This is a genomic window from Undibacterium sp. 5I2, assembly GCF_035019605.1.
In the GTDB taxonomy this organism is placed as follows: domain Bacteria; phylum Pseudomonadota; class Gammaproteobacteria; order Burkholderiales; family Burkholderiaceae_D; genus Undibacterium.
The window spans coordinates 137,985-161,664 of record NZ_JASJVS010000001.1; the positions used below are offsets into that span (position 1 = coordinate 137,985).

The 23,680-nt window shown below is 54.3% G+C and carries 22 protein-coding genes and 1 pseudogene; 6 read left to right on the forward strand and 17 right to left on the reverse strand.

Features of this window, described 5'->3' with window-relative positions; all coding sequences use genetic code 11:
* Positions 1 to 90: 90 nt before the first annotated feature.
* The 14 genes and pseudogenes from QN359_RS00630 to QN359_RS00695 all read right to left on the reverse strand — a co-directional run bounded on the left by QN359_RS00630 (position 91) and on the right by QN359_RS00695 (position 12,870).
* Entirely contained in the window at positions 91 to 1,410 is a 1,320-nt protein-coding gene (locus tag QN359_RS00630) for a mechanosensitive ion channel family protein (RefSeq protein ID WP_322249329.1), read from the reverse strand.
* Positions 1,411 to 1,463: 53 nt separating this feature from the next.
* Positions 1,464 to 2,720: an RsmB/NOP family class I SAM-dependent RNA methyltransferase gene (locus QN359_RS00635; protein WP_322249330.1), complete on the reverse strand. Its 1,257-nt coding sequence runs from the start codon at positions 2,718 to 2,720 to the stop codon at positions 1,464 to 1,466.
* A 17-nt stretch (positions 2,721 to 2,737) separates the two neighbouring features.
* The gene (gene purN, locus QN359_RS00640) at positions 2,738 to 3,376 is read right to left on the reverse strand and encodes a phosphoribosylglycinamide formyltransferase (protein WP_322249331.1); all 639 of its coding nucleotides are present in this window, start codon (positions 3,374 to 3,376) and stop codon (positions 2,738 to 2,740) included.
* 88 nt (positions 3,377 to 3,464) lie between these two features.
* Positions 3,465 to 3,881, reverse strand: a pseudogene (locus QN359_RS00645) (barstar family protein); the annotation flags it as partial.
* Positions 3,882 to 3,886: 5 nt separating this feature from the next.
* Positions 3,887 to 4,264: a ribonuclease domain-containing protein gene (locus QN359_RS00650; protein WP_416200206.1), complete on the reverse strand. Its 378-nt coding sequence runs from the start codon at positions 4,262 to 4,264 to the stop codon at positions 3,887 to 3,889.
* A gap of 159 nt (positions 4,265 to 4,423) precedes the next feature.
* Positions 4,424 to 5,602: a patatin-like phospholipase family protein gene (locus QN359_RS00655; protein WP_322249333.1), complete on the reverse strand. Its 1,179-nt coding sequence runs from the start codon at positions 5,600 to 5,602 to the stop codon at positions 4,424 to 4,426.
* Positions 5,603 to 5,707: 105 nt separating this feature from the next.
* Positions 5,708 to 6,466: an SDR family NAD(P)-dependent oxidoreductase gene (locus tag QN359_RS00660; RefSeq protein WP_322249334.1), complete on the reverse strand. Its 759-nt coding sequence runs from the start codon at positions 6,464 to 6,466 to the stop codon at positions 5,708 to 5,710.
* A 148-nt stretch (positions 6,467 to 6,614) separates the two neighbouring features.
* Positions 6,615 to 8,768: a sodium-translocating pyrophosphatase gene (locus QN359_RS00665; RefSeq protein ID WP_322249335.1), complete on the reverse strand. Its 2,154-nt coding sequence runs from the start codon at positions 8,766 to 8,768 to the stop codon at positions 6,615 to 6,617.
* Positions 8,769 to 8,945: 177 nt separating this feature from the next.
* Complete coding sequence (gene adk, locus QN359_RS00670) at positions 8,946 to 9,602, reverse strand: adenylate kinase (RefSeq protein ID WP_322249336.1); 657 nt, start codon at positions 9,600 to 9,602, stop codon at positions 8,946 to 8,948.
* Positions 9,603 to 9,734: 132 nt separating this feature from the next.
* Positions 9,735 to 10,526 carry a 3-deoxy-manno-octulosonate cytidylyltransferase gene (kdsB, locus tag QN359_RS00675; protein ID WP_322249337.1) on the reverse strand — a complete coding sequence of 264 codons (792 nt, stop codon included), beginning with the start codon at positions 10,524 to 10,526 and terminating at the stop codon, positions 9,735 to 9,737.
* 10 nt (positions 10,527 to 10,536) lie between these two features.
* Positions 10,537 to 10,722, reverse strand: a complete 186-nt coding sequence (locus QN359_RS00680; protein WP_322249338.1) for a Trm112 family protein — start codon at positions 10,720 to 10,722, stop codon at positions 10,537 to 10,539.
* Positions 10,703 to 11,740, reverse strand: a complete 1,038-nt coding sequence (gene lpxK / locus QN359_RS00685) for a tetraacyldisaccharide 4'-kinase (protein ID WP_322249339.1) — start codon at positions 11,738 to 11,740, stop codon at positions 10,703 to 10,705. Before lpxK ends, QN359_RS00680 begins: the two co-directional genes overlap by 20 nt.
* Before the next feature lie 78 nt (positions 11,741 to 11,818).
* Complete coding sequence (locus tag QN359_RS00690; RefSeq protein ID WP_322249340.1) at positions 11,819 to 12,259, reverse strand: biopolymer transporter ExbD; 441 nt, start codon at positions 12,257 to 12,259, stop codon at positions 11,819 to 11,821.
* 5 nt (positions 12,260 to 12,264) lie between these two features.
* On the reverse strand, positions 12,265 to 12,870 hold the full coding sequence (locus QN359_RS00695; RefSeq protein ID WP_322249341.1) for a MotA/TolQ/ExbB proton channel family protein: 606 nt from the start codon (positions 12,868 to 12,870) through the stop codon (positions 12,265 to 12,267).
* A 1,175-nt stretch (positions 12,871 to 14,045) separates the two neighbouring features.
* Between QN359_RS00695 and xseA the strand changes: the two genes are divergently transcribed.
* The 5 genes from xseA (at position 14,046) to QN359_RS00720 (ending at position 18,676) form a co-directional block, all read left to right on the forward strand.
* On the forward strand, positions 14,046 to 15,407 hold the full coding sequence (gene xseA / locus QN359_RS00700; protein WP_322249342.1) for an exodeoxyribonuclease VII large subunit: 1,362 nt from the start codon (positions 14,046 to 14,048) through the stop codon (positions 15,405 to 15,407).
* A 264-nt stretch (positions 15,408 to 15,671) separates the two neighbouring features.
* Complete coding sequence (sodB, locus tag QN359_RS00705; RefSeq protein WP_322249343.1) at positions 15,672 to 16,250, forward strand: superoxide dismutase [Fe]; 579 nt, start codon at positions 15,672 to 15,674, stop codon at positions 16,248 to 16,250.
* A 155-nt stretch (positions 16,251 to 16,405) separates the two neighbouring features.
* Positions 16,406 to 17,275 (forward strand): DMT family transporter, encoded by an 870-nt coding sequence (locus QN359_RS00710; RefSeq protein ID WP_322249344.1) that lies wholly within the window; start codon positions 16,406 to 16,408, stop codon positions 17,273 to 17,275.
* 138 nt (positions 17,276 to 17,413) lie between these two features.
* Entirely contained in the window at positions 17,414 to 17,731 is a 318-nt protein-coding gene (locus QN359_RS00715; RefSeq protein WP_322249345.1) for a hypothetical protein, read from the forward strand.
* A 108-nt stretch (positions 17,732 to 17,839) separates the two neighbouring features.
* Positions 17,840 to 18,676, forward strand: a complete 837-nt coding sequence (locus QN359_RS00720; RefSeq protein WP_322249346.1) for an HDOD domain-containing protein — start codon at positions 17,840 to 17,842, stop codon at positions 18,674 to 18,676.
* A 57-nt stretch (positions 18,677 to 18,733) separates the two neighbouring features.
* On the opposite strand, the gene QN359_RS00725 is transcribed toward QN359_RS00720, so the two are convergent.
* The 3 genes from QN359_RS00725 to QN359_RS00735 form a co-directional block, all read right to left on the reverse strand.
* Positions 18,734 to 20,248 carry a glycoside hydrolase family 3 protein gene (locus QN359_RS00725; protein WP_322249347.1) on the reverse strand — a complete coding sequence of 505 codons (1,515 nt, stop codon included), beginning with the start codon at positions 20,246 to 20,248 and terminating at the stop codon, positions 18,734 to 18,736.
* Positions 20,249 to 20,409: 161 nt separating this feature from the next.
* Positions 20,410 to 21,543, reverse strand: a complete 1,134-nt coding sequence (gene nagA / locus QN359_RS00730; RefSeq protein WP_322249348.1) for an N-acetylglucosamine-6-phosphate deacetylase — start codon at positions 21,541 to 21,543, stop codon at positions 20,410 to 20,412.
* Between the two features lie 187 nt (positions 21,544 to 21,730).
* Positions 21,731 to 22,678, reverse strand: a complete 948-nt coding sequence (locus tag QN359_RS00735) for a BadF/BadG/BcrA/BcrD ATPase family protein (RefSeq protein ID WP_322249349.1) — start codon at positions 22,676 to 22,678, stop codon at positions 21,731 to 21,733.
* 245 nt (positions 22,679 to 22,923) lie between these two features.
* Between QN359_RS00735 and QN359_RS00740 the strand changes: the two genes are divergently transcribed.
* The gene (locus QN359_RS00740) at positions 22,924 to 23,676 is read left to right on the forward strand and encodes a YoaK family protein (RefSeq protein ID WP_322249350.1); all 753 of its coding nucleotides are present in this window, start codon (positions 22,924 to 22,926) and stop codon (positions 23,674 to 23,676) included.
* Positions 23,677 to 23,680 lie beyond the last annotated feature (4 nt).

Below are 23,680 nucleotides of genomic sequence, written 5' to 3' on the forward strand. Positions count from 1 at the left end.
AGTTAACGACCCACTCAATACGAGCAAACCGTCGAAAATGATGATCAGTGCGCCCGCATTGTACGCGTTTTCACTGCACTTGCAGCAAATTTAAAGCTGATTGACTGTTGTATCCACAGCAGGCTTGGCCTCATTAATCAAGGTCACCACGCGCTGCGGATAAGGCAGGCAAACTTTCTGCTCAACAACTAACTTCCAAATCGCGCGGTTGACGCCGGACAAGACGTTCGAGCGCCCGTTTTCCGGATCAGCGATCCAAAAACTCACCCGCAACTCAAAGCCATCGGCACCAAACTTCATCAAATACGATGATGGGGCCGGATCCGCGAGAACCCGCTCGACGCCAGATGCTACCTGTACCAGTAAAGGCAGCAAGGCTTCGACCTCGGTATCATAGGCAACCGTGACATCGGCCGACACCGCCACACGGCGACTGCTCAAGGAAAAGTTTTGTACTGGCGTCGAGACCAGCATTTCATTCGGAATCACTGATTCAGCGCCATCCAAACTTTGCACCACAGTATATCGGGTATTGATTTGCGTCACAGTGCCGCTGAATTTATCGACGGTAATCATATCGCCGATCGCCATACTGCGGTCGAACAAGATGATGAAACCGGACACATAGCTGCTGGCAATTTTTTGCAAGCCAAAACCAAGCCCCACCCCAAGCGCGCCGCCGAATACGGACAACACCGTCAAATCAATGCCGACGATGGTTAAACTGACCAAGATCGCCAGCACGATCAGGAAAGCCCGACCTAAACGCGACAGCACCACTTTGAGCGAGGAATGCGCATTCGGCAAAAGCATTAAACGTGCTTCCAACGCCGCGCTGGCCCACAATGCCACCACCATGGTCAGCGCCACGGAAATGCAACCTTCTAAAATATTGAGTAGCGAGATTTTATTTTTACCAAGCGGTAAAACAATCTCATCGAGTGCCGTCAGCAGTTCCGGCCATACTCCGCTGAAATGCAACAACACCACCAACCAAACCAAGCCGGCAAACAGTTTTTCAACCAATTGTAAAAAACTGCCGACTTGCCCGGAGCGTACGAAGGTTTTACGGAAGACATAAAAACCAAATCGTATCAGCACCAGCGAACCGAGTATCGGGAACAACACAGCGAACAAATGGGTATGCTGCCATTGCGACAGAATCGCCCGTCCGGCCAACAAAAACAGCATGCACAGCGCCGGCTCGAGGACGCGCGAAAAACTCGCTACTCCAAGCTGCACGACCGCCGAAGACGGCTGCCCCTTGACCAAGAAATACCGCACTGCCCGCGCACATAACCACGTCAAACCGACACATAGCAACACCGTCGCGACTTGCCACAAAAATTGTGGCTCGCGAAAATCGGTGCCCAAATCAGTGATCAGCGTAGTCAGTGTTTCAGTCGTCATGGCGTTCCCAGTCAGCGGCAGCGCCGCAGGAAGACGCCGCACGCAGTGACAATTTATTTATTACGTTCAAGAATAGCGGCGAAAAAGCCATCGGTATGGTGTATATGGGGGTAGAGCTTCAAATAATCACCCATTTCCAGCACAATTTTTTGTTCTTCCAAGACTTGCGACGCCGGCACTAAGCTGAACTCCGGATGCGCGAGCAAGAACGCTTGCACGATGTCTTCGTTTTCTTCATCCAAAATACTGCAAGTCGCATACACTAAACGACCACCCGGTTTCACCATGCGTGCCGCGCTCGCGAGGATGGAAGCTTGCTTGACATTGAGTTCAGCCACGCCTTCCGGAGTCTGACGCCATTTCACATCGGGATTGCGGCGCAGGGTGCCCAGACCACTGCATGGGGCATCGACTAAAACACGGTCGAGCTTGCCGGCAAGGCGTTTGATTTTGGCATCTTTCTCATGTGCAATTACTACCGGATGCACATTCGACAAGCCGCTGCGTGCCAAACGCGGCTTCAAACGGGCCAGACGTTTCTCGGAAATATCGAAAGCATACAAGCGGCCGGTATTGCGCATGAATGCACCGAGCGCCAAGGTTTTACCACCGGCACCGGCGCAAAAATCGGCCACCATTTCACCACGGCGCGCACCGACCAATTGCGCGAGCAATTGACTGCCTTCATCCTGCACTTCGATCGTGCCATCTTTAAACAAAGGCAAATTCTGAATCGATGGTTTCTTTTGTATGCGCAAGCCTGTGGTCGAATACGGTGTCGGCTCGGTCAAAATCGGCGCTTCGGCCAGTGAGGCGGCGACTTCGTCACGATTGCCCTTGATCGTATTGACCCGCAAATCGAGCGGGGCCGGAGTATTGAGCGCTTCGGCCAAGGCCAAGGCCGGGGCTTCGCCCAAACGTGCGCTTAATTTTTCCCACAGCCACAAAGGAAGATTGGCTTTCATCGTCACATTAAAATGCGAACGATCAATTTGCATCACACGGTCCAACCAAGCCGCTTCTTCTTCGGTCAAGCCGCCGAGTGAATCGATGCCCATCGCATCGGCCAAACCGAGCAAGGTCAGACGGCGCATGGCCGGACCGGAACCCGATTCAGCAAAACTGCTGAACACCGATTTATTGCGTAACAAGCCGTAAATCGCTTCGGCAATCACCCCACGCTCGCGCGAACCGAGGCGCGGATGCTCACGGAAGTAGCGCGACAAGGTGCCGTCGGCAGGGCCGGTAAAACGCAAAATTTCACGCAAAACTTCTTCAGTATGACCAGTGAGGGCCGGGGCTAAACGCATGCTGCTTCCTTAATATTTTATTGTTCTGTTGTAGTCGATGACAGACCACTCGCTTGGTTGATTCTGACAAGATTGTCAACGATTTCAATCTTGCCTTCCACGAACTGGCGTATCGCCTGCGGATAAATGATGTGTTCCATTGCCAGCACCCTGAGTGCCAGCGTTGCTTCGCTGTCTTGCTCCAACACTGACACCGCCGCCTGCGCAACAATCGGACCATGGTCCAATTCCGCTGTCACAAAATGCACTGTCGCGCCATGAATTTTCACACCGGCCTGCAAAGCCTGATGATGAGTGGCAAGGCCAGTAAAACTCGGTAACAATGACGGATGAATATTGAGCATACGTCCGGCATAATGCGTGACAAAAGCCGGCGTCAAGATGCGCATGAATCCGGCTAATACCACCAAGTCAGGTGAAAATTCGTCGATTTTCTGTTGTAGCGCTGCATCAAACGCAGCACGGCTGGAAAATTCTTTGCTGACCACAGCAAGTGCCGGAATACCTTGGTTTGCTGCATAGGACAGCCCACTCGCATCGGCACTGTTGCTGATTACTGCAGCAATCTGAGCTGGCCACTTTTGCGCCATGCACGCTTCGACGACAGCTTGCATGTTGCTACCACGGCCAGAAATGAGGATGACAATCTTTTTCATGGCGGCATTGTACCGCTGACAGGCATGAAGCCCCAAGTAAAAATGGCGACAAGAGCCGATAGTCTACAGGTAAACAGCCGAACGCGCGCTATTCGAAAGAATAAAAGACTCGGAATGCAACCTTTCTATCCGCCCAAAACTCTGCCGCATCGCGAAATACATCGAGTAAAGTTTCGCGCGCCTCGGTATCAAATTTTTGCGTATTGGGCAATTGATCCAGAACAATCACAAAGCCAGGCTGCGGGCCGGCTTGGAAAATCATGTCGGTCAAACAATCAAACAAGGCATCGAAGTTTTTTGAGAAATGCTTGGGAAAACCGAAAGAACTGGCAATTTCAGACAAAACCTGTGGCTTACTTTCCGCATCAAGGCAATGCGCATACAAAAAATGCTGCCCTGCTGCTGCCGCTTCGGCCTGCAGGTCGGCAACACGAAAAGCCCGTATCGACTGCACAACATTGGGTGCCACTTTGGTGAGATCAGACATGTTGGTCTCGCTGGAAGAATCAATCATGGTTCTTGAATACGACGAAAGCTGTCGTAATGGTCATCGGTATAATAATATTCTCCGGCTGGCTGAGCAGCAATAATGCGCCGCGCACCACGATTGCGGGCACGTGGCGTCACGACCGTGTATTCACGATAATAACCGCGCTTCTGCTTAGGCAAACGCGCTTCATAATTGCCAAATACCGCACCATCTTTGGAAAATGGGAACGGGCCGCCCTGCTTGATGAGCAAGAGTGTAGTGCGCGCTTCTGGCGGCAAGCTCGCTATGCTGACCGTATCGGTGGCAGCAAAGGCGGCACCGACCAAGGCGAAAAAACCCACGGCACAGAGCAATTGCAAAAGCCAGCGTCGCAGCAAGCCAGCAGGTAATCTCATCATCAAGCTTCCATGTAAGTAGCAGAACAAGCCCCTAGGAGCCTGAGCGGCAGAACGGAGTCGGCTGCAAAATCATCTGAGCGAGGACAGATTTTTCGCTTCGACTCGTTCTGCCGCTCAGGCTCCTAGATTACGGCTTTGCTGCGCAGGAATCAATACTTTTCAGCGCATCTGCCCGGCAAAAAATGTCAGTACATCGGCGGCCCGTTCACGCGCATCGCGTCGTCCTAAGGCAATCAGTTCGCGCGTATAACTGGCTTCAAACAATAAATACGAGGCAAGCGCCGAACCACGCGCCTCGGTCGCCCCTATACCGCCGAGCATAGTCCGCACCGGCAAAGGCAGGCTGGAAACATGCCGGCTGGCGATATCATCGAGGCGTTCTGATGGGGCAATCACCAGTAAATCGATGGTGTGCAAGCTGGTTTGTGCCAAGACTTCCGGTGGCAGCAAGGCCACCGTCTTATTAATTCGTGTCAACCGTTCTATATCCACCGCCAAACTGTCGAGAAAAATACTCGATAGGGCATGACCCGCAATTTGCGCCAGACTCGGGTAACGCGCCAACTCGGTACGGACCTCCGCCCGTTCGGCCAATCGACCGGCACCGATGATCAAGACGCGCTTGGCACCGAGATGAATGGCCGGTGAAATCGGCGCCAACTGACGCATTGATCCATCACCACAGTAATCGAGCTGCCCACCCCAATTCAATGCCACCGCCGGGAAAATAAATGGAATCGCCGACGAGGCCATGAGATGAGAAACAGCAATAAAATCACGCTGCGACAAGCGCTGACTACGCACCCAAGGTTCGATGTCGGCCAAGGTTTGGTAAAAAGTCAAATGCTGACCGGCCGTGTAGGAAGAAGCCGTTACCGCCAGCGCATGCAAACTGCCATTCTGGAAAGCAGCATCGAGCTGCCTCAAGTCAAGCATACGAGTAAGCAAATCCTGCAAGGGTGAATTATCGAGCAAAGAATTCGGCGGCGACTTGCGCCATTTATTCAACAGCCAACCGAATGACCACAGGGATAGCCAACGTGCACCGCTGCGCATGACGCCGAGAGAATCCGCGCGATACACTTGCCCAGCATCAAAATTTTCCCACACGCGTAGCAATTGTGCGATCGAATCGGCGTAATGATCAGCGCGACAAGCTAAAGCCGTGGCATTGATCGCCCCGGCTGAGGTGCCGCATATGACACCGAAGGGATTTTGCTCAGGAGCATGGCCTGCAGCCTGCAGGATGTCAGCAATTTCTGCCAATACGCCGACCTGGTAAGCGGCACGCGCACCGCCTCCAGACAAAATCAAACCCGTCTCTGCGTTCTTATTCATTTTTTTTTCAATAAAAAAGGGCCGATCGGATCAGTGTAGCAAATTGTTATTTCATTGCGTATAGCGACAGGTCTCTCATTTAAAAAAAACAACAGCCAACTTGCTTTACTTGGGTTGCATACGAATCGCACCGTCGAGACGAATCGTTTCGCCATTGAGCATCACGTTTTCAATAATGGCTTTGGCCAGTTGCGCATACTCATCCGGCTTACCGAGACGCGGTGGGAACGGCACCATTTTTCCGAGTGCATCTTGTACTTCCTGCGGCATACCGAGCAACATCGGGGTTTCGAAAATACCAGGGGCAATCGTCATTACGCGGATGCCGCTGCGTGACAAATCACGCGCCATCGGCAAGGTCAAGCCAACTACGGCTGCTTTCGAAGAGGCATACGCGGCTTGGCCGATCTGACCGTCGTAAGCTGCCACCGAGGCAGTATTAATGATTACACCACGTTCACCTTGTTCGGTAGCGGCGGTTTTAGCCATGGCATCGGCAGCCAAGCGGCACATATTGAAGGTACCGATCAGATTGATATTGACCACGCGCGCGAACACATCAAGCGGATGCGGACCATCTTTGCCGACCGTCTTGATGGCCGGGGCCACGCCAGCACAATTGATCAAACCACGCAGGCTACCGAGACTCGCTGCGGCCGCCACAACGGCCAAGCCATCAGCTTCAGAAGTGACGTCACAGCGCACGAACAAGCCACCAAGTTCGGCCGCCAGTTGTTCACCAGCGGCAACCTGTACGTCGGCCAACACCACTTTACCGCCATTGGCGGCAATCATTCTCGCGCTTGCCGCGCCAAGACCGGAGGCACCGCCAGTGATAATAAATACGCCAGTGTCGATTTGCATGATGTCGCTTTCCTTGGTTTTATATGATTAAAAAGTTACATGACGTTAACGTTAACGTCATGTACTGCTTATTGTATCCAATTCGGCTAGCAATGCGCGGATTAAATCAGTGTGCATATGGGTATGGACAGCAAAAAATCGACTGATGCTAACGAGCCTTCGGTACCACGACGACATCAGGCGGTTCCGCCACCGGTCGAACGATGGGACTGCCATGCATGATAGGCATGCTTACCAAGTTCGGCGCGTGATCTTGCGGGCTCGGTAAGATTGGCACCAGCAATAAAGCAACGATGTTAATAATTTTGATCAAAGGGTTGATGGCTGGGCCAGCGGTATCCTTGTAGGGATCGCCGACCGTATCACCGGTTACGGCAGCTTTGTGGGCCTCGGAACCTTTACCACCGAAATTGCCCTCTTCAATGTATTTTTTAGCATTATCCCAAGCGCCGCCACCGGTCGTCATCGAAATGGCGACAAATAAGCCGGTAATGATGGTTCCCATCAATAAGCCGCCGAGTGCGGCTGGTCCGAGCAAGAGGCCGACGATGACCGGCACGACTACCGGCAACAAGGATGGCACAATCATTTCCCGGATCGCCGACCGGGTCAACATATCGACGGCTCGGTCGTAGTCTGGCTTGCCACTGCCATCCATAATGCCCTTGATTTCCTTGAACTGCCGCCGTACTTCCACCACCACCGCCCCAGCCGCGCGGCCGACCGCCTCCATCGCCATGGCACCGAACAAATAGGGAATCAAGCCACCGATGAACAGCCCGACAATGACATACGGATCAGAGAGTTCAAAACTGCTGGACTTGCCGGCGACATCAAGCGCATGGGTATAGTCGGCGAAGAGCACGAGGGCGGCCAAGCCGGCCGAACCGATCGCATATCCCTTGGTGACTGCTTTGGTGGTGTTGCCGACAGCATCGAGCGGATCGGTGATGGCGCGCACCGCGGCCGGCATGTCAGCCATTTCCGCGATACCGCCGGCATTATCGGTAATAGGGCCATAAGCGTCGAGCGCGACAATGATGCCGGCCAAAGACAACATAGCCGTCGCAGCAATCGCAATGCCATACAAGCCGGCCAGTTGGTAGGCCGCCAGTATGGCCAGACACACCGCCAACACCGGCCAAGCGGTCGACTTCATGGCCACACCGAGCCCGGCGATGATATTAGTGCCATGGCCGGTGGTCGAGGCCTCGGCAATATGGCGCACCGGTTTGAAATCGGTGCCGGTGTAATATTCAGTCACATACACCAACACACCGGTAAGGGCGATGCCAACTGTCGCCGATCCCAGCATTTTCCAACGCATCGCCGCTTCCGGCCATACCAGCCAGGTGACGAGCGCAAAACCGAGCAGCGACAGCACGGCAGTCCACCACAAGCCGGTGTACAGGGCCGCCATGATCTTGCGGCCGGCTTGGATCTTAACGGCAGAACAACCGACGATGGAAGCCAGAATCGATACCGCGCCCAGCAACAAAGGATAGAGCAAGGCTTGCGTTACAGCATTACTGATAAGCAAGGAGCCGAGCAACATTGTCGCGATCAGCGTCACCACATAGGTTTCAAACAAATCGGCCGCCATGCCGGCGCAATCACCGACATTGTCGCCGACGTTGTCGGCGATCACCGCCGGATTACGCGGATCGTCTTCAGGGATACCGGCTTCGACTTTACCGACCAGGTCGGCTCCGACATCGGCCCCTTTGGTAAAAATACCCCCGCCCAAGCGCGCGAAAATCGAAATCAGCGATGCGCCGAAGGCCAGACCGATGAGCGGTTTGAGCACATCGTGCATACTCAGGGTGGCACCGAGTGCATGCGGTGCCGTGGCCAAGAGCAGGCAGTAAAACAGCGTTACGCCGAGCAAACCTAAGCCCACCACCAGCATGCCGGTGATGGCACCGCCGCGAAACGCGACCTGCAGCGCTGCTTCAATACCACGGGTGGCCGCCTGCGCCGTGCGCACATTGGCGCGTACCGAAACATTCATGCCAATGAACCCGCAGGCACCGGACAACAGCGCGCCGATTAAAAACCCGGCGGCGCTCATCGCGCCCAGACCTGGCATGAAGGCAATGATCAAACACAATACCAAACCGACTACGGCGATGGTCCTGTATTGCCGCGCCATATAGGCAGCGGCCCCCTCTTGTATCGCCGTTGCAATTTCTTGCATGCGCGCATTACCGGCATCCTGTCGCAATACCCAGCGGCGTACCAGCAAACCATACAGTACGGCGACGAAACCGGCTGCGACGACGAACCACAGACTTGTTGTCATGTTGACTCTCCCAGTTGTTATGCCGGCGCGCCAATCAGCGCGTCGGTTTTCCGACAACCCGAACGAGTCATTCGCCATACTGCCTGCGACCATGCGATCGGGCACTCAAAGAGCGCAGAGCGAACCCGCGCTTTCCCCCAAAAAAAATGCGAACCAACGGTTCGCATTTTTTTTAACTTACTCAGCCAGCGCGGCAAACGCGCTGTCACGAATCGTTTCTACCGGCCCCACCCCGGCTATCTTGCGATATTTGGGAGCGCCGGGTTGGCCCGACTTGGCCCAGTCACCGTAGTAGCCTACCAGCACTTCTGTCTGTTCATGGTAGACCGACAAACGCTTCATGACGGTTTCTTCCTTGTCATCATCACGTTGTATCAACTCTTCGCCGCTCAAGTCATCGATACCGGCCGTTTTCGGCGGATTGAACTTCACATGGTAAGTGCGGCCGGAACCCGGATGCACGCGCCGACCGCTCATACGATCGATGATCGCCGCATCGGGCACATCGATTTCGAGTACGTAATCGATCTGTACGCCGGCATCCTTCATCGCATCGGCTTGCGGCGTGGTGCGCGGAAAACCATCAAACAAATAACCATTAGCGCAATCGGCTTGCTGCAAACGATCTTTGACCAAGCCGATGATGATGTCATCCGACACCAAACCACCGGCATCCATCACCTCTTTGGCTGCCAGACCGAGCGCACTGCCGGCTTTGACCGCGGCGCGCAACATGTCGCCAGTGGAAATTTGAGGAATATTGAATTTTTCTTTGATGTAATTGGCTTGAGTGCCCTTGCCGGCTCCCGGTGCTCCCAACAAAATAAGACGCATTTTATTTCCTAAGACGAGTTTGAATTTTTATACCCGCACCATCAAGATGCAGGCTGAGTGATTGTTCTATTTATCGTTGTAACACAGTTTCTTTTCACGAAACTTACCACAATTTCGCGCATTCTTGATGTTTTAGCATGGAAGCACTGCCTTTGGACTTGCGTTTTGCGCGTTTTCCAAAAAAACTTGCCTGACCTTTTGCAAATCTTCAAAGGTATCAACGCCAGGTACAGGGCTGGCAGCCGCAATGTGCACCGCAATCGCATAACCGTGCCACAACACACGCAATTGCTCCAAAGCTTCAATTTGTTCCAACGGAGAAATCGCCAGTTGTGGATATTTTCGCAAAAAATCGTTGCGATATGCATACAGCCCGATATGCCGCAGCGGCGCATAATTTTCCGGCAAGCTGGCATGAGTGCGAGCAAAACCATCGCGGTGCCAAGGAATTGTCGCTCTGGAAAAATATAATGCGCGCCCTTGCACATCGAGCACGACCTTCACCACATTCGGATTAAATGCTTCGGCAGCATCGAGCAAGGGATGGGCCGCCGTCGCCATCGGCACCGTCGCGCTGACCAAGGCGGCCGTGGCGGCAATGAGGGCCGGGTCGATCAAGGGCTCATCGCCTTGCACATTAACGATGACGGCATCGTCTGGCAAATTCATACGCGCCGCCACTTCGGCGATGCGGTCAGTGCCTGAAGGGTGATCGTCACGCGTCAAGGTAACTGGAATCTGATGCGCCTGGCACACGGCGACGATGGAAGGATGGTCGGTCGCGACCATGATCGCCGACGCACCGGAAGCCAGTGCCCGTTCGGCCGTACGCACCACCATGGGCTTGCCGCCGATATCGGCCAAAGGCTTATCGGGCAAACGACTCGACGCCAGCCGAGCAGGAATAATGACGATGAAACTCATGACGCTGACCTCAACGCTCAGCGATTTCAGCCGCACTCAAGGTGCGCGCTTGGTCCGCCCACATGATGGGGATGTCATCGCGCACCGGAAAAGCCAGTTTGTCGCCATGGCAGATCAATTCCTGCGCGACTTTATTGTATTGCAAAGGCCCTTTACACAAAGGGCAAACCAAAATATCAAGCAAGCGAGCGTCCATGCTTTTTCTCCGAAATCAATTGTAGTAAATCAGTGGCAAATCCTGCATCGAGCTGTGCTTCCACAGGCAGCACCCAGATCCGCGCGTCATTTTTCAGTGCCGGAATTTCCCTACATTTTACTGCATCCTTTTCCGTTATCAGTATGCAATCGGCATCGAGCCCGGCAAAACTGCCGGCATCGAACACATGATGATCACTCAGCGGCAGGCGCGAAAACAGCAAACCATGTTGTTGCAACATAGAAAAAAAGCGCTCCGGATTGCCTATTCCCGCCGCCGCCCACAGCCGTTCTGCCTTCAAACAATCTAATGGCAGGCGCTGCATGGGGCTGGATAACTGATACAGCGCTTGGGCTTGTAACTGCATGCGCCACGCTTCAGCAGGCACGCCCGGAGCGCTGGTCGCATCGGCAGCGCTGTTGAGCACAGTGAAATCGCGCCGCCGCGTCAGCGGCTCACGTAATGGCCCGGAAGGCAACATCCAACCATTGCCGGCACCACGTTGGTCGAACAACATGATTTCTACATCGCGCGCCAGATAATAATGCTGCAAGCCATCATCGGCGACCAAGATATTGATCTCTGGATGCGCCGCCAGCAAACTTTGTGCGACTTGCACACGATCGCGCCCGACCGCCACCGGCACGCCGCTGCGCGCAGCAATGAGCAAGGGTTCATCACCGACTTGCTCGGCTAAAGCATCATCATCAAGCACGATGACGCGCTCAGCTGCCGCGCCGTAACCGCGCGAAATCACCCCAGGCCGAAAACCGGCCGCCTGTAATTGTTGTAGCAAATACATGACCAACGGCGTCTTGCCGGTACCGCCAAGGTAAATATTACCGACTACGATCACCGGCACAGCAAGACGATATTGGCGTTTATAACCAAGCAAAAACAAGGCGAAACGAAACTTGACGATGAATTCAAACACCAGCGCCAGTGGCCGCATCAGCCAGGCAAACACGCCGCGGCGCTGCCAAGCAGCCAACAACCACGCCTCAATACTTGCCTGCATTCAAATTCCATTTCCAAAAAAACACGAGGGAGCGAAGCTCCCCCACTGATATTACTTTAGCCACCTGCCACAGCTTGACTATTTCGTTTTATTACTGGCCTGTGCAGCGAAGGTCACTTTGGCTAATCCGGCAATCCGCGCAGCTTCCAGTACATCGACAACAGATTGGTGCGTGGCGGCTCGATCGGCATTGATGATGATCACCGGCTCAGCAGCCCCCCCCTCCAAGGCAGCGGCCGCATGCTTAAGATCATCGGCCAACGTGGCCGTATCGAGAAACGAGACCGCTTGTTGATTGATTTTATACCGGCCCTGTGCATCGATGCCAATTTCAATCTGGTTCGGCTTGGCTTCCTGCGCCTTGTCGGCGTCCGCCGTCGGCAAAGTGATTTGTAATTCAGTGAAACGGCTGTAGGTCGTCGTCACCATGAGAAAAATCAAAATCACCAATAAGACGTCGATGAACGGAATCAAATTGATCTCCGGTTCTTCGCGCGCTTTTCCTTTACGAAAGTTCATGGTGCTTACTTTCTGGCGCTGTGAACAACATCAACAAATTTGACTGCTTGTTGCTCCATATCTACCACCAGACTATCCACCAAGGCGCGAAAATGACGATAGGCAACTAAAGCAGGCATCGCGATCAGCAAGCCGAAGCCGGTATTATAGAGCGCCACCGAAATACCGTGTGCCAACTGCGCCGGATTGGCACCGGCAGCAGTTTGCGAACCGAAAATTTCTATCATCCCGACCACGGTACCGAACAAACCCATCAGCGGCGCGAGCGAGGCAATGGTTCCCAAGGTAGTGAGAAAAGCTTCGAGCCTATGGGCCACCGCGGCACCGGCTTCTTCTATCGATTCTTTCATGATCTCGCGCGGTGCATGGACGTTGCGCAAGCCGGCTGCCAGCACGGTGCCGAGCGGTGAATTGGCCGCCAATTGATCGATGACTTCGGCTTTGATTTTACCACTTTGATACACGCGTATGACTTCATCGAGTAAGGTCGGCGGTAAGATTTTCGCTTTCCGCAGCGACAGGCTACGCTCGATGATCAAGGTCACGGCAACCACCGAGGCAGTCAATAATAGATAAATGGGCCAACCGGCGGCTTGAATGATAGCGAACAAAACGCACTCCTTGAAAGTTCTGGATTCCAACCCCGCAATGTAGCGCGTTGTTTCGCGTCGGGCAAGAGGTGGAGGCAGAAATTATTGCGCATCCGCCATAATTTAAAATCACAACACGCTGGTTTTGCACATTATCTGTGTGCAAGCTTGTGGATAAGCCAGAGAAAGTGAGCTAAGTAATTGAAATATAACATTTTTATTCGAACGCTCAAGTTTTAAGCAGAATAATGTGCAGAAAAAACTTTCTTTAAAGAATTTTTTTGCCGTCGCTTTTGCACACAATTTGTGGACAAGCTTGTGCACAAGCACCTCGAATCGAGCCTAAGTGATTGATTCTGCTTTGCTTTATCACGATGCAACTAAAATAAGCAAACGCGTTCTTTTTCATTTTTGTTGCCTGATTTTTTTGCACTCCAGCACGACTGTGGATAAGTCTCTATGTTTTACACAGATGATGTGGACAAGACTGTGCAAAAACCCCCGATTTCTCGCTAAGCAATTGATTTATATAAATAAAAATCCGGCGCTTAAAAATACAGCAAATCGCCGTTTATTGCCTCTGGGAAGGAATTTCCAGCACATAGAGAAAGTCCCTTGCATGGCGCTTGGGGATAAGCATGACTTTTTGCACAAAATATGTGGACAACCATGTGAAAAACTCCGTCGAATATCGCTAAGCTACTGATTTATATCATTAAATTCTTGCCGCCTTTTTTTTAAGCACTACGCCATTTTTGCTGTTCCATGCAAAAAATTTCATTTTTACAAACTTTGTCTGTGGATAATGCCAAGGTTCTGCACAATTTATGTGGATAAGTTTGTGTACAAAGAAATTTTATCGCCTTAAGTATATGATTTAATTCAATATAATCATACTGATTAAAAATTAATCAACACTAACTCTTTACTAGATTTGATTAACTAGCTAGCGCTTATGCACTTTTTCTGTGGATATCTTTGTGCATAAGTTGCCGAGATCTAACTAAAGTCATTGATTTGTAACGGTGTTTTCCAACTGCACAACTTATTTGCATACCTTATTTGCATACCTTATTTGTACATGCTTAGATGCACACACTTGCACACCATCAGCTGCATGAGTGCAGCAATATTTGCTACCATAAGCGATTGCTGCACCACAGCTCGCTACAGCTTCTCACTGAAACGCCTCACCTATGCAAACCAGCCCTTGGATACCAACAACTGACACCAGCCCAGCCGTGCTGAGCGTGTCGGCTCTCAATCAGGTCGTCGCGAAATTGCTGGAACGTCACATACCCTTAACCTGGGTAGCCGGTGAAATATCGAATTTCACCCGCGCCAGTTCAGGACACTGGTATTTCACGCTCAAAGATGACAACGCCCAAGTGCGTGCCGTCATGTTTCGCGGCCGCGCCCAATATGCCGACTTCTTGCCACGCGAAGGCGATCGCGTCGAACTACGCGTGCTGGTCACTTTGTACGCCGCGCGCGGTGATTACCAGCTCAGCGTCGAAGCGATACGACGCGCCGGCGTCGGCAACTTGTATGAAGCCTTTCTGCGTTTGAAAGCCGCGCTCGCTGCCGAAGGCCTGTTCGATGCCGCGCGCAAGCGTCCCTTGCCTGCATTTCCACGCACACTGGGCATCGTCACCAGCTTACAAGCTGCCGCCTTGCGCGATGTGCTCACGACCCTGCGACGCCGCGCCGCGCATCTGCAGATTTGGCTCTACCCCACCGCGGTACAAGGCCAAGGTGCCGCCGCCGCGATCGCCAGCGCGATCGCCAGTGCCGAAGCGCACGGTCAATGTGAACTGCTGCTGGTCTGCCGCGGCGGCGGCAGTATCGAAGACTTATGGGCCTTCAATGAAGAAGTGGTGGCGCGTACCATCGCGCATTGCGCCATTCCGGTGATCACTGGCATCGGCCACGAAACCGATACCACCATCGCCGATTATGCCGCCGACCTGCGGGCCGCCACGCCGACGGCTGCAGCCGAACTGGCGCTACGTCCGCGCGCCGACTGGCTCAAGGAATTACAAGCTAGTCAGCAATTGCTGCAACGTGCGATGCAGCGCCTGCAAGGCGAACGCAGCCAGAGCCTCGACCACCTGAGCCGCCGACTGCATAGCCCAGCCACGGCGATTGCCGCCCGCCGTGCGCAATTGCGGCAGGCGGCGCTGCGCTTGCAATATGCGGCGCGCGTACCGCTGCAGCACGCTCGCAGCGAACTGCAGCAATTGCGCCAGCGTTTATACGCGGCCCAACCCGATAGCCACACGGCGCGGCATTTTTTACAACAATGGCAACAACGACTGCAGCAAGGCATGCGCCACTGCCAACAGCAGCAAGCTGCGCAGTTGGCCGCCTTGAGCGCGCAACTGGAAATGCTCAATCCGCAGCGCACGCTGGAACGAGGCTATGCCATCCTCAGCGATCGCCACGGACATGTCCTGCGCAGCACTGGCGAACTGCAGCCCCAGCAAGCGCTGCGCGTCCGTTTGGCCGATGGCAGCGCCGATCTGGGCATCAGCAGCGTGCAAGCAAGTTTAGACTAAGGAATCTGCAAGCTTTCTCACAAAAGCTTACAATAGAGTCTGTTGCGTTTAAGGAAGTGCAGATTTAATCGCAGTGGAATTGACCGCTGCCAATGAGGATGCAATGCAAGGGGTCTTTTGCCGTTCATAGCGAGCTATTGACGGCAAAAGACGACGCAAGTGCGCCTCAGTGGCGGCGGGCAAACCGCTTGGATTAAATCCGCGCTTCCTTAACAATAAACGGACCCTGACGACCGATCACTGACGTAAATTAAAGGACCTACCATGGAACATACCCTGCCGGCATTGCCCTATGCATTGGACGCTCTCGCTCCACACATTTCTCAGGAAACATTGGAATACCACTACGGCAAGCATCACCAGACCTATGTGACCAATCTCAATAACCTGATCAAAGGTACAGAATTCGAAAACCTGAGCTTGGAAGACATCGTCAAGAAATCTTCGGCCGGTATTTTCAATAATGCGGCGCAAATCTGGAATCACAGCTTTTACTGGAACGGTTTGAAACCAGCCGGTGGCGGTACGCCAAGCGGCGCGCTGGCCGATGCCATCAATGCCAAATGGGGTTCCTTCGACGCCTTCAAAGAAGCCTTTACCAAATCATGCATCGGTAATTTCGGTTCTTCCTGGACTTGGTTGGTCAAAAAAGCCGACGGCAGCCTCGACATCGTCAACACATCGAATGCAGCGACACCACTGACTACCACCGACAAGCCGCTGATCACCTGCGATTTGTGGGAACATGCGTATTACATCGACTACCGTAATGCTCGTCCAAAATACTTGGAAGCATTCTGGGCCTTGGCGAACTGGGATTTTGCAGCAGCCAATCTGGCGTAATTGCTGCGTGCCATTGTGGCACGCCCCGCTGAGATGAAAAAAACCTGCGTCATGCTATGCATCGCAGGTTTTTTTTCACCTGTCGTCGCTTGCCGACATGCGATTATGTAATAAAAAAAATTATCCTTTTTCATTCATTGCAGAGACTACGTCGCATGCGCGCCTTTCCTTTACATCGCTATTTACCCGCCATTTTCATCTTTATCTGGGCCTCAGGCTATGTGGTCGCGAAATATGGTTTGCCGTATGCAGAACCGCTGACGTTTTTATGCCTGCGCTATGCCGGCGTGATTATCTTCATGCTCGTACTCGCCATCTGCATGCGGGCCCCATGGCCAGAACGCCGCGCCTGGTTACCGATTGCCGTGGCCGGGGTATTGATGCAAGCAGTCTATCTGGGTGGGATTTGGTCGGCTGTGAAACTCGGTATGCCGGCCGGCTTAGCCGCACTGATTGCCAATATCCAGCCCATCCTGACGGCTGTCATGGGCCCGATGATCGGTGAGCGAATCCGCGGAAAACAATGGCTGGGCTTGGGTTTGGGCATCATCGGAGTCGGCTTGGTGGTGGCCAATAAAATGTCGGTGGTGCATTTATCACTGCACAGCGTAGCGCTGGCGGTGATGGCCTTATTGGCCATGACTTGCGGAACCTTGTACCAGAAAAAAACCTGCCCGAGCTTCGATGTGCGTACCGGTCAAGTGCTGCAATTCGCTGCCTCCTTGCTGGTCACCTTGCCGTTTGCCTTACTGCTGGAAAAACAAGTCATCCTGTGGACACCACAATTTTTTGCCGCCATGGCGTGGTCGATTTTCATTCTTTCCGGCGTCGGCATTTCGGTGCTGTTCATTTTGATACGCCACGGCGAAGCAACCAAAGTCACCAGTTATATGTATCTGGTACCGGCGGTGACGGCCGCCATGGCTTGGCTGATGTTCGGCGAACAATTCACCGCGACCGCCGCCGCGGGTATGGCCGTTGCCTTGGCTGGCGTCGCCTTGGTGGTGCGACCGGGGCGGTCCTAGGAATCTGTCCCATCTGACGCAGGGGCCTGGCCGCTGACGGCAATCGGCGTGTCCGATTACCGTAGCGTTCTTCAACACCCGCAGTAATAATATTGTTTGTATATTTCTATTTCATTGCTGATTAAAGGAAACAAGGCCATGACAGCCAAACCATTCACTCAATATCTTTATTCGCTGCTGCGCCAGACTGGGCAAGAGTGCCGTCAATTACTGTACAAGCTCGCACGTGCCGGTGCCGCCACGCCACTGCCACGGTTTTTGGTCTATGCCATGGCGATCGTGCTGCTCATCAGCTTGATCCCGTTCGCGCTGGCCGTCGTTCTGACGCTGATTGTATTTCGCCTGCTCATCGCCATCTTGGCCAGCAGTCGTCAAGCCAGCACCGAGCACAGCCAGCGCCCGCACTATCTGCATCAGCGCCAGCAATCGAAACAAGCGCCAAATCATCATAATTAATTAAAAGTTGCTTTATAGAATTTTTTTACCTATCCTGTCTGACATCAGGCGGCCATTTAACATTCTTTAACAAGCATGCTGCCGCAGCACGTTTACCGGAGAACTGCCATGGACCGCTTAGCCATCTTGAAAACTCTTGCCGAAGAACTCAACAGCGGCGAGCTGATATTTCCTACCCATCTGGACGCGACGCTCAAACTCAAGCGCGCACTCGACGACCCCGATTGTCATCTCGATCAAGCTACCCGCATGATCATGAATGATCCGCTGCTGGCCGCGCGTACCGTGGCCTTGGCGAATTCGGCTACGTACAATCGTTCGGGCAACAGCATCACGAATGTCAAGATGGCAGTGAGTCGGCTTGGCTTTCGCAGTCTGCGCACCTTGGTCGCGGCGCTGATCGTGCGACAGCTGAATCAACAAGTACGCGACCCTGGCTTGCAAGCCAAAGCGCGTCAGTTATGGGAGCATTCAGCCCATGTCGCCGCATTGGCGCAAGTGATCGCGCGCCACATCACCAAGGTCGACCCCGACACGGCTATGTTTGCCGGCATCATCCATGAAATCGGCGGTTTTTATCTGATTTCGCGCGCCGAAGAATTTCCCGGCTTACTCGATGGTTCGCCTGATATTTGGCTCGCTTACGGTGAACGGGTGATTGCCCGTGGCGTGATCAAACTCTTGGCCATCCCCGATCCGGTGGTGGCGGCAGTTGAATCGCTGTGGCAAGGTATTGCGGCGATACCGCCCATATCGCTGGCCGACACGCTGATCTTGGCCAATGACATCGCACCGGTGGTGTCGCCACTGCATCAAATGGAGAGCCTACAGATCAAGCAAGAAACTACCTTGATTGATTTCGAAGTCGAGGACAGCACTTTGCAGGAAATTCTCAATGACTCCGAAGAGGAAATCAATTCACTCTGCACTGCGCTGCTGGCGTGAACTGATCCGGCATCAGCGCGCAGAGCTGTGGTAATCGCAAGCGACGCTCTGTTCGGCTCAGGTGGCGACCGGCAGCCGCCCGGCAGCCGTGATTTCACCCGCCAACCAAGCACGCATCGCATCCAAGGCTGGCAGCGCAAAACCATAGCTCAGTAAGGCTGGCGCATCGATGTCGAGCACCTGAAATGGATTCCACAATACCAAATGCAGCGCCGGCTTCCAGCTTTGGCGCACGCGCTCGGAATAACGAATCCGCACCGTCGAAGCCAGAATCACAGTCCGCCCATCAGCCGGTAAGCTGTGCCAGTCAAACTCATCGGCCCGTTCGAAAGTGACGGTATCAACATCATATAAACTGGCCAGCATGGCGCTAACCTGAGCGGCCGAAATACCGGCTTCCGAGACGCCGTCGCTGACGACATCGGCACTGATGAGCAAACGCACCTTGCTATTGCGCGCCGGTGCCTGCGGTGCCGCGATGGCAGTCAAGCCGCGCCGCCACGCCTGCGACATCAAGAGATGATCGGCCAATTCAGTCTGATACGGCGTCGCCACACAGGGATAAGCCACAGTGAGAGCGCGAATGCGCGCGAGCTTGCGCTCGATCTCAGCGAGCGAAATCTGCCCCGACAAAATCACTTCGGTCAGTGCCGTCAAGGTTTCGAGTTGAGTTGCGGTATTCCCTAAGGCCATCACCATATCGGCCCCAGCCAGCAAGGCACAGACAGCGGCATGGCCGACGCCATAGCGACCGGCAATCGCATGCATATCCATGCCATCGGTAATGAGCACGCCTTCATACTGCCATTGATCGCGCAGTAATCGATGCAGAATCGCCGGCGACATGGTCGCCGGATAGTCGGCGTCGAGTGCCGGATAAATGATGTGCGCGCTCATCATGGCCGGTGCCTGACGACGCACGGCTTGACGAAATGGTGCCAGTTCCAGCGCCTCTAATTGCGCCAGGCTTTTATCCACCGTTGGTAAGTCGCGGTGCGAGTCGATATGGGTATCGCCATGACCGGGGAAATGCTTGACGCAACAGGCCACGCCTTCGGCCAAACTGCCATCCATCCAGGCCAAGGCCAGCTCGGCGGCACGCTGGGGATAGGCACCGAACGAGCGCTCGGAAATCACCGGGTTATCGACATTATTATTCACATCGAGAACCGGCGCGAAATTCCAATTGAAACCGAGTGACCTGAGATGCCGCGCCACCGCCGCACCGACCTCACGGCACAGTGTCACATCATCGGCCGCGCCCAAAGACATCGCCGATGGTGGCTGTGGGCCCCAGGTAGTGCGTACCACGGCGCCGCCTTCCTGGTCGATGGCGAGCAGGGTCTGTGGCCCCATCACGGCGCGTAAATCGGCAGTCAGGCGCGTCAGTTGTGGCGCATCGATCATATTGTTACGAAACAAGCATAGTGCGCGAATATGATGCGTGCGTAAAAATTCGGCCGCCGCCGCATCGAGACTGGTCAAGGGCATGCGTATCATCACCAGTTGACCCGCCAGTTGGCGTGCCTGCTGCAAGCTCATCTGCGCGTGCTTCCCTGCTTGTTGCGTCATGTAAAACTCCCTCCTTAGCGCGCTTTGAGCGCGCCGAATAAATTAACAAGCTGATCGATTTCGGTACCAGGGCTGATTCAATTTCTCTCGCTCAGCTGGCTCAAGTGGCACGGCTGATCTGGAGCCCATTGTTTTGCCACATGCTGGGAGGAACGTGCTTTTTAAGTATTTGCGAGCTCAATTTTTTCTCCCTCTACATAAACGGCAATGAGCTTAAGCTGAGAATCGAGCACCACCATGTCGGCAAACGCACCGACACGCAGCCGGCCACGCTGGCTTAAGCCCAGATAATCGGCGGCATTGGTCGAGACGCGGCGCGAGGCATCGGCCAGGTCGAGCCCAATGGCGACCAAATTCCGCAAAGCCTGATCCATGGTCAGGGTACTGCCGGCCAAGGTACCGTCGGCCAATCGCACTCCGCCCAGACACTTATGCACGATCTGACGGCCCAGCATATACGGACCATCTGGCATGCCGGTGGCCGCGGTCGAATCGGTCACGCAGTATAACTGCGGAATCGCCCGCAGGGCGGCACGAATGGCGCCGGGGTGGACGTGTAGTAAATCCGGAATGATTTCCGAATACTGCGCATGCGCGAGCGCGGCCCCGACCATGCCAGGCGCGCGCTGATCGAGGCGCGACATGGCATTGTAAAGATGGGTAAAGCCGCGTGCACCACTGGCCAAGGCCGCCACGCCATCCTCGTAGGTGCCGAGGGTATGACCGATCTGCACCACCATGCCGATGGCACACAACTGCCGCACCAACTCCAGGTGACCGGGAATTTCCGGCGCCACCGTGACCAGTTTGATGGCAGCGATGGCATCAAACCGCAGCACTTGTTCGAGCGAGCCGACGCCGGCAAAATCGGGTTGCGCACCGAGCTTGCCCGGATTGATATACGGGCCTTCGAGATGCACACCGAGCACGCGCGCGGTACCCGCTGGACGCTCTAGCAACAGCGGCCGGATCGCCTGTAAGGCCGCTTCGATATCGGCCAGCGGCGCGGTCATCGTGGTCGCCAACATACTGGTGGTGCCATGACGCGCGTGTTGGCGCGCGATCAGGCTGACCGCATCACCAGCTTCCATGGTATCTTTACCACCGGCACCATGCACATGCAAATCGATAAAACCAGGCAAAATATATGGCCCCGCCGATTCCGCCCCACTGCTATCAGCGCTATCAGCGCTATCAGCACTCAGTGCCGTGATGGTATCGATAAACTTTATCGTCCCGTTCAACCAGCCATCGGGCGTCAGAATTTGCCCATGTAATTGTTGATGCACACTCATAGAAACAGCTCCGCTACAAAATCAAAATAATCACTGCGATAGTAAGAAGAGGATAACTCGCTCGCCGTGCCATTGCTTAAATAGGTAAGCCGCGTGCCGGTGCCACATTATGCGTCGCCAGATAAGCCTACAGACTATCGCTCACCGGTTTCGGATTCGGCATAGACAAGGCTGGAATGCTTGCATGTCAGTCTTTCCGGTTTGACTGATCGATATGATCTCGAATCAAAATCAAGGCACCGCTGGCAGAGTCGCCCTTGGCTGGCTGTAGCCGTTGTTGTAGTGCCGGTGGTAAAAAAGGGCTGATCGCCGCAGCCAGTCCGCCGCATACAGCGACCGGCAGCGACTGTGTGGGATCGAGTGCCGCCACCATCAACTCGACATCGCGGCCGGCCTCCAACAGCATGTCGCGCGCCACATCCTGTGTGGCTGCATGCTCGATGACGAGCGGTGCGAGGCTAGCAAAACGGGTTTGCTTGGCTTGTGCCAGCCAAGCGAACACGCCATCTTTGTCGCCGCCACACTGTGCCAACAGCGCCAAAGAAAAGGTATTGGCAGCGGCACGACCATCGAGCACGCGCTGCAAAAAATTCATCGCCCGCATACCCAGCCACGCCCCGCTGGCCTCATCACCGACCGGAAAACCCCAACCACCGACCTCACGCCGGCTGCCATCGGCGTGTAGTACTTGAGCAACGCTGCCGGTACCAAGCGCCACCACCACCCCGGCCTGCCCGGCGTGCGCGCCCAGCAAGCTCGTGTAGGCATCGGTTTCGGCCACTACGAGGCCGTAACCAGGATTTTGCGCCATCAGCTCAGCCGCCCACTGCACATTGTTCACCCCGGCCAAACCACAAGCAAGCGCCAATGCCGCCGCGTGTGGCTGCACCAAGCCGGCCGCTTGAAAGGCGGCCGCAATGGCTGCCTCAATCGCCCTCCATGCCGCCGCCCGTCCAAGCGCAAGGCCGGATGGGCCGGCGGCGGCGCGCGCCAGTTCACGCCCCTGTAAATCAGCCAACACCACACGGGTACCGCTGCCACCACCATCAACCCCAAGCAGATAACGCAGCGCGCCGGGGTCTGGGGTGGCACTCAGGGCCAAGTTCACGGGCAAATTTTCAGTCGAGGAAGTCATCATTGATCTAGGTTTGAGGCACAAAAAACACTTGCCCGGTCAGGGTTACGCTACTCGGCCAGACTGTAAAATTATTCCACCGTGACTGTCAACAGGTATTTAAATGGTATTAATGAGCACTGCTGACAGCTTCTATGTTTGAGCTAACCCAAACAAGCACAGTTTCTCGATCTGACAGGAATACGCGCGGTGGCACAGAAGCTTATACTGTTACTTATATACCGTCCGCTATCAAGGCTCTTTGCATGCCCATCAATTACCTCGCCAAGCTCACCTCACCGCAACGAACCGCCCGGTCGAATCGCCATCTCGGCGTCACCCTGGCTGGCGTGGCCGGGGCCTTGAATGCCGGTGGTTATCTCGCCGTCGGCCAATACACCTCACACATGACCGGCATGCTCTCGTCGGCGGCCGATGATTTGGTACTAGGACGCTTGGTACCGGCATTCGCCGCCCTGTTCATGCTCATTGCTTTTGCTTGGGGGGCCGCCGGCACCGCCATCATCGTCAACTATGCCAAGCGCAATCACTTACGTTACATCTATACACCGGTGTTATTGCTCGAAGCGGTATTGCTGCTTATTTTTGGTCTGATCGGCAGCAAATTGCAGCAACACGCGGTGGTGACGGTGTCACTGACCACGGTTTTTTTATGCTATCTGATGGGTTTGCAAAACGCCCTCATCACCAAAATTTCCAATGCGGAAATCCGCACCACCCATGTCACGGGTCTGGTGACCGACATCGGCATCGAACTGGGTAAGTTGATTTATTGGAATCGTCAGGGCAGTCAAGTACCACGGGATGAAGAAGTCGGTGCCAATATGACGAAATTGCGCCTGCATGGAATGCTGGTCACGGCCTTTTTTGTCGGCGGCGTGATGGGCGCACTCGGTTTCAAACATCTCGGCTTCATATCGGCGTTACCGCTGGCGCTGGCACTGGTGATCTTGTCACTGGCACCGAATTTAAAACAGCAACTCAAGCAAGGAGTCTGAATCA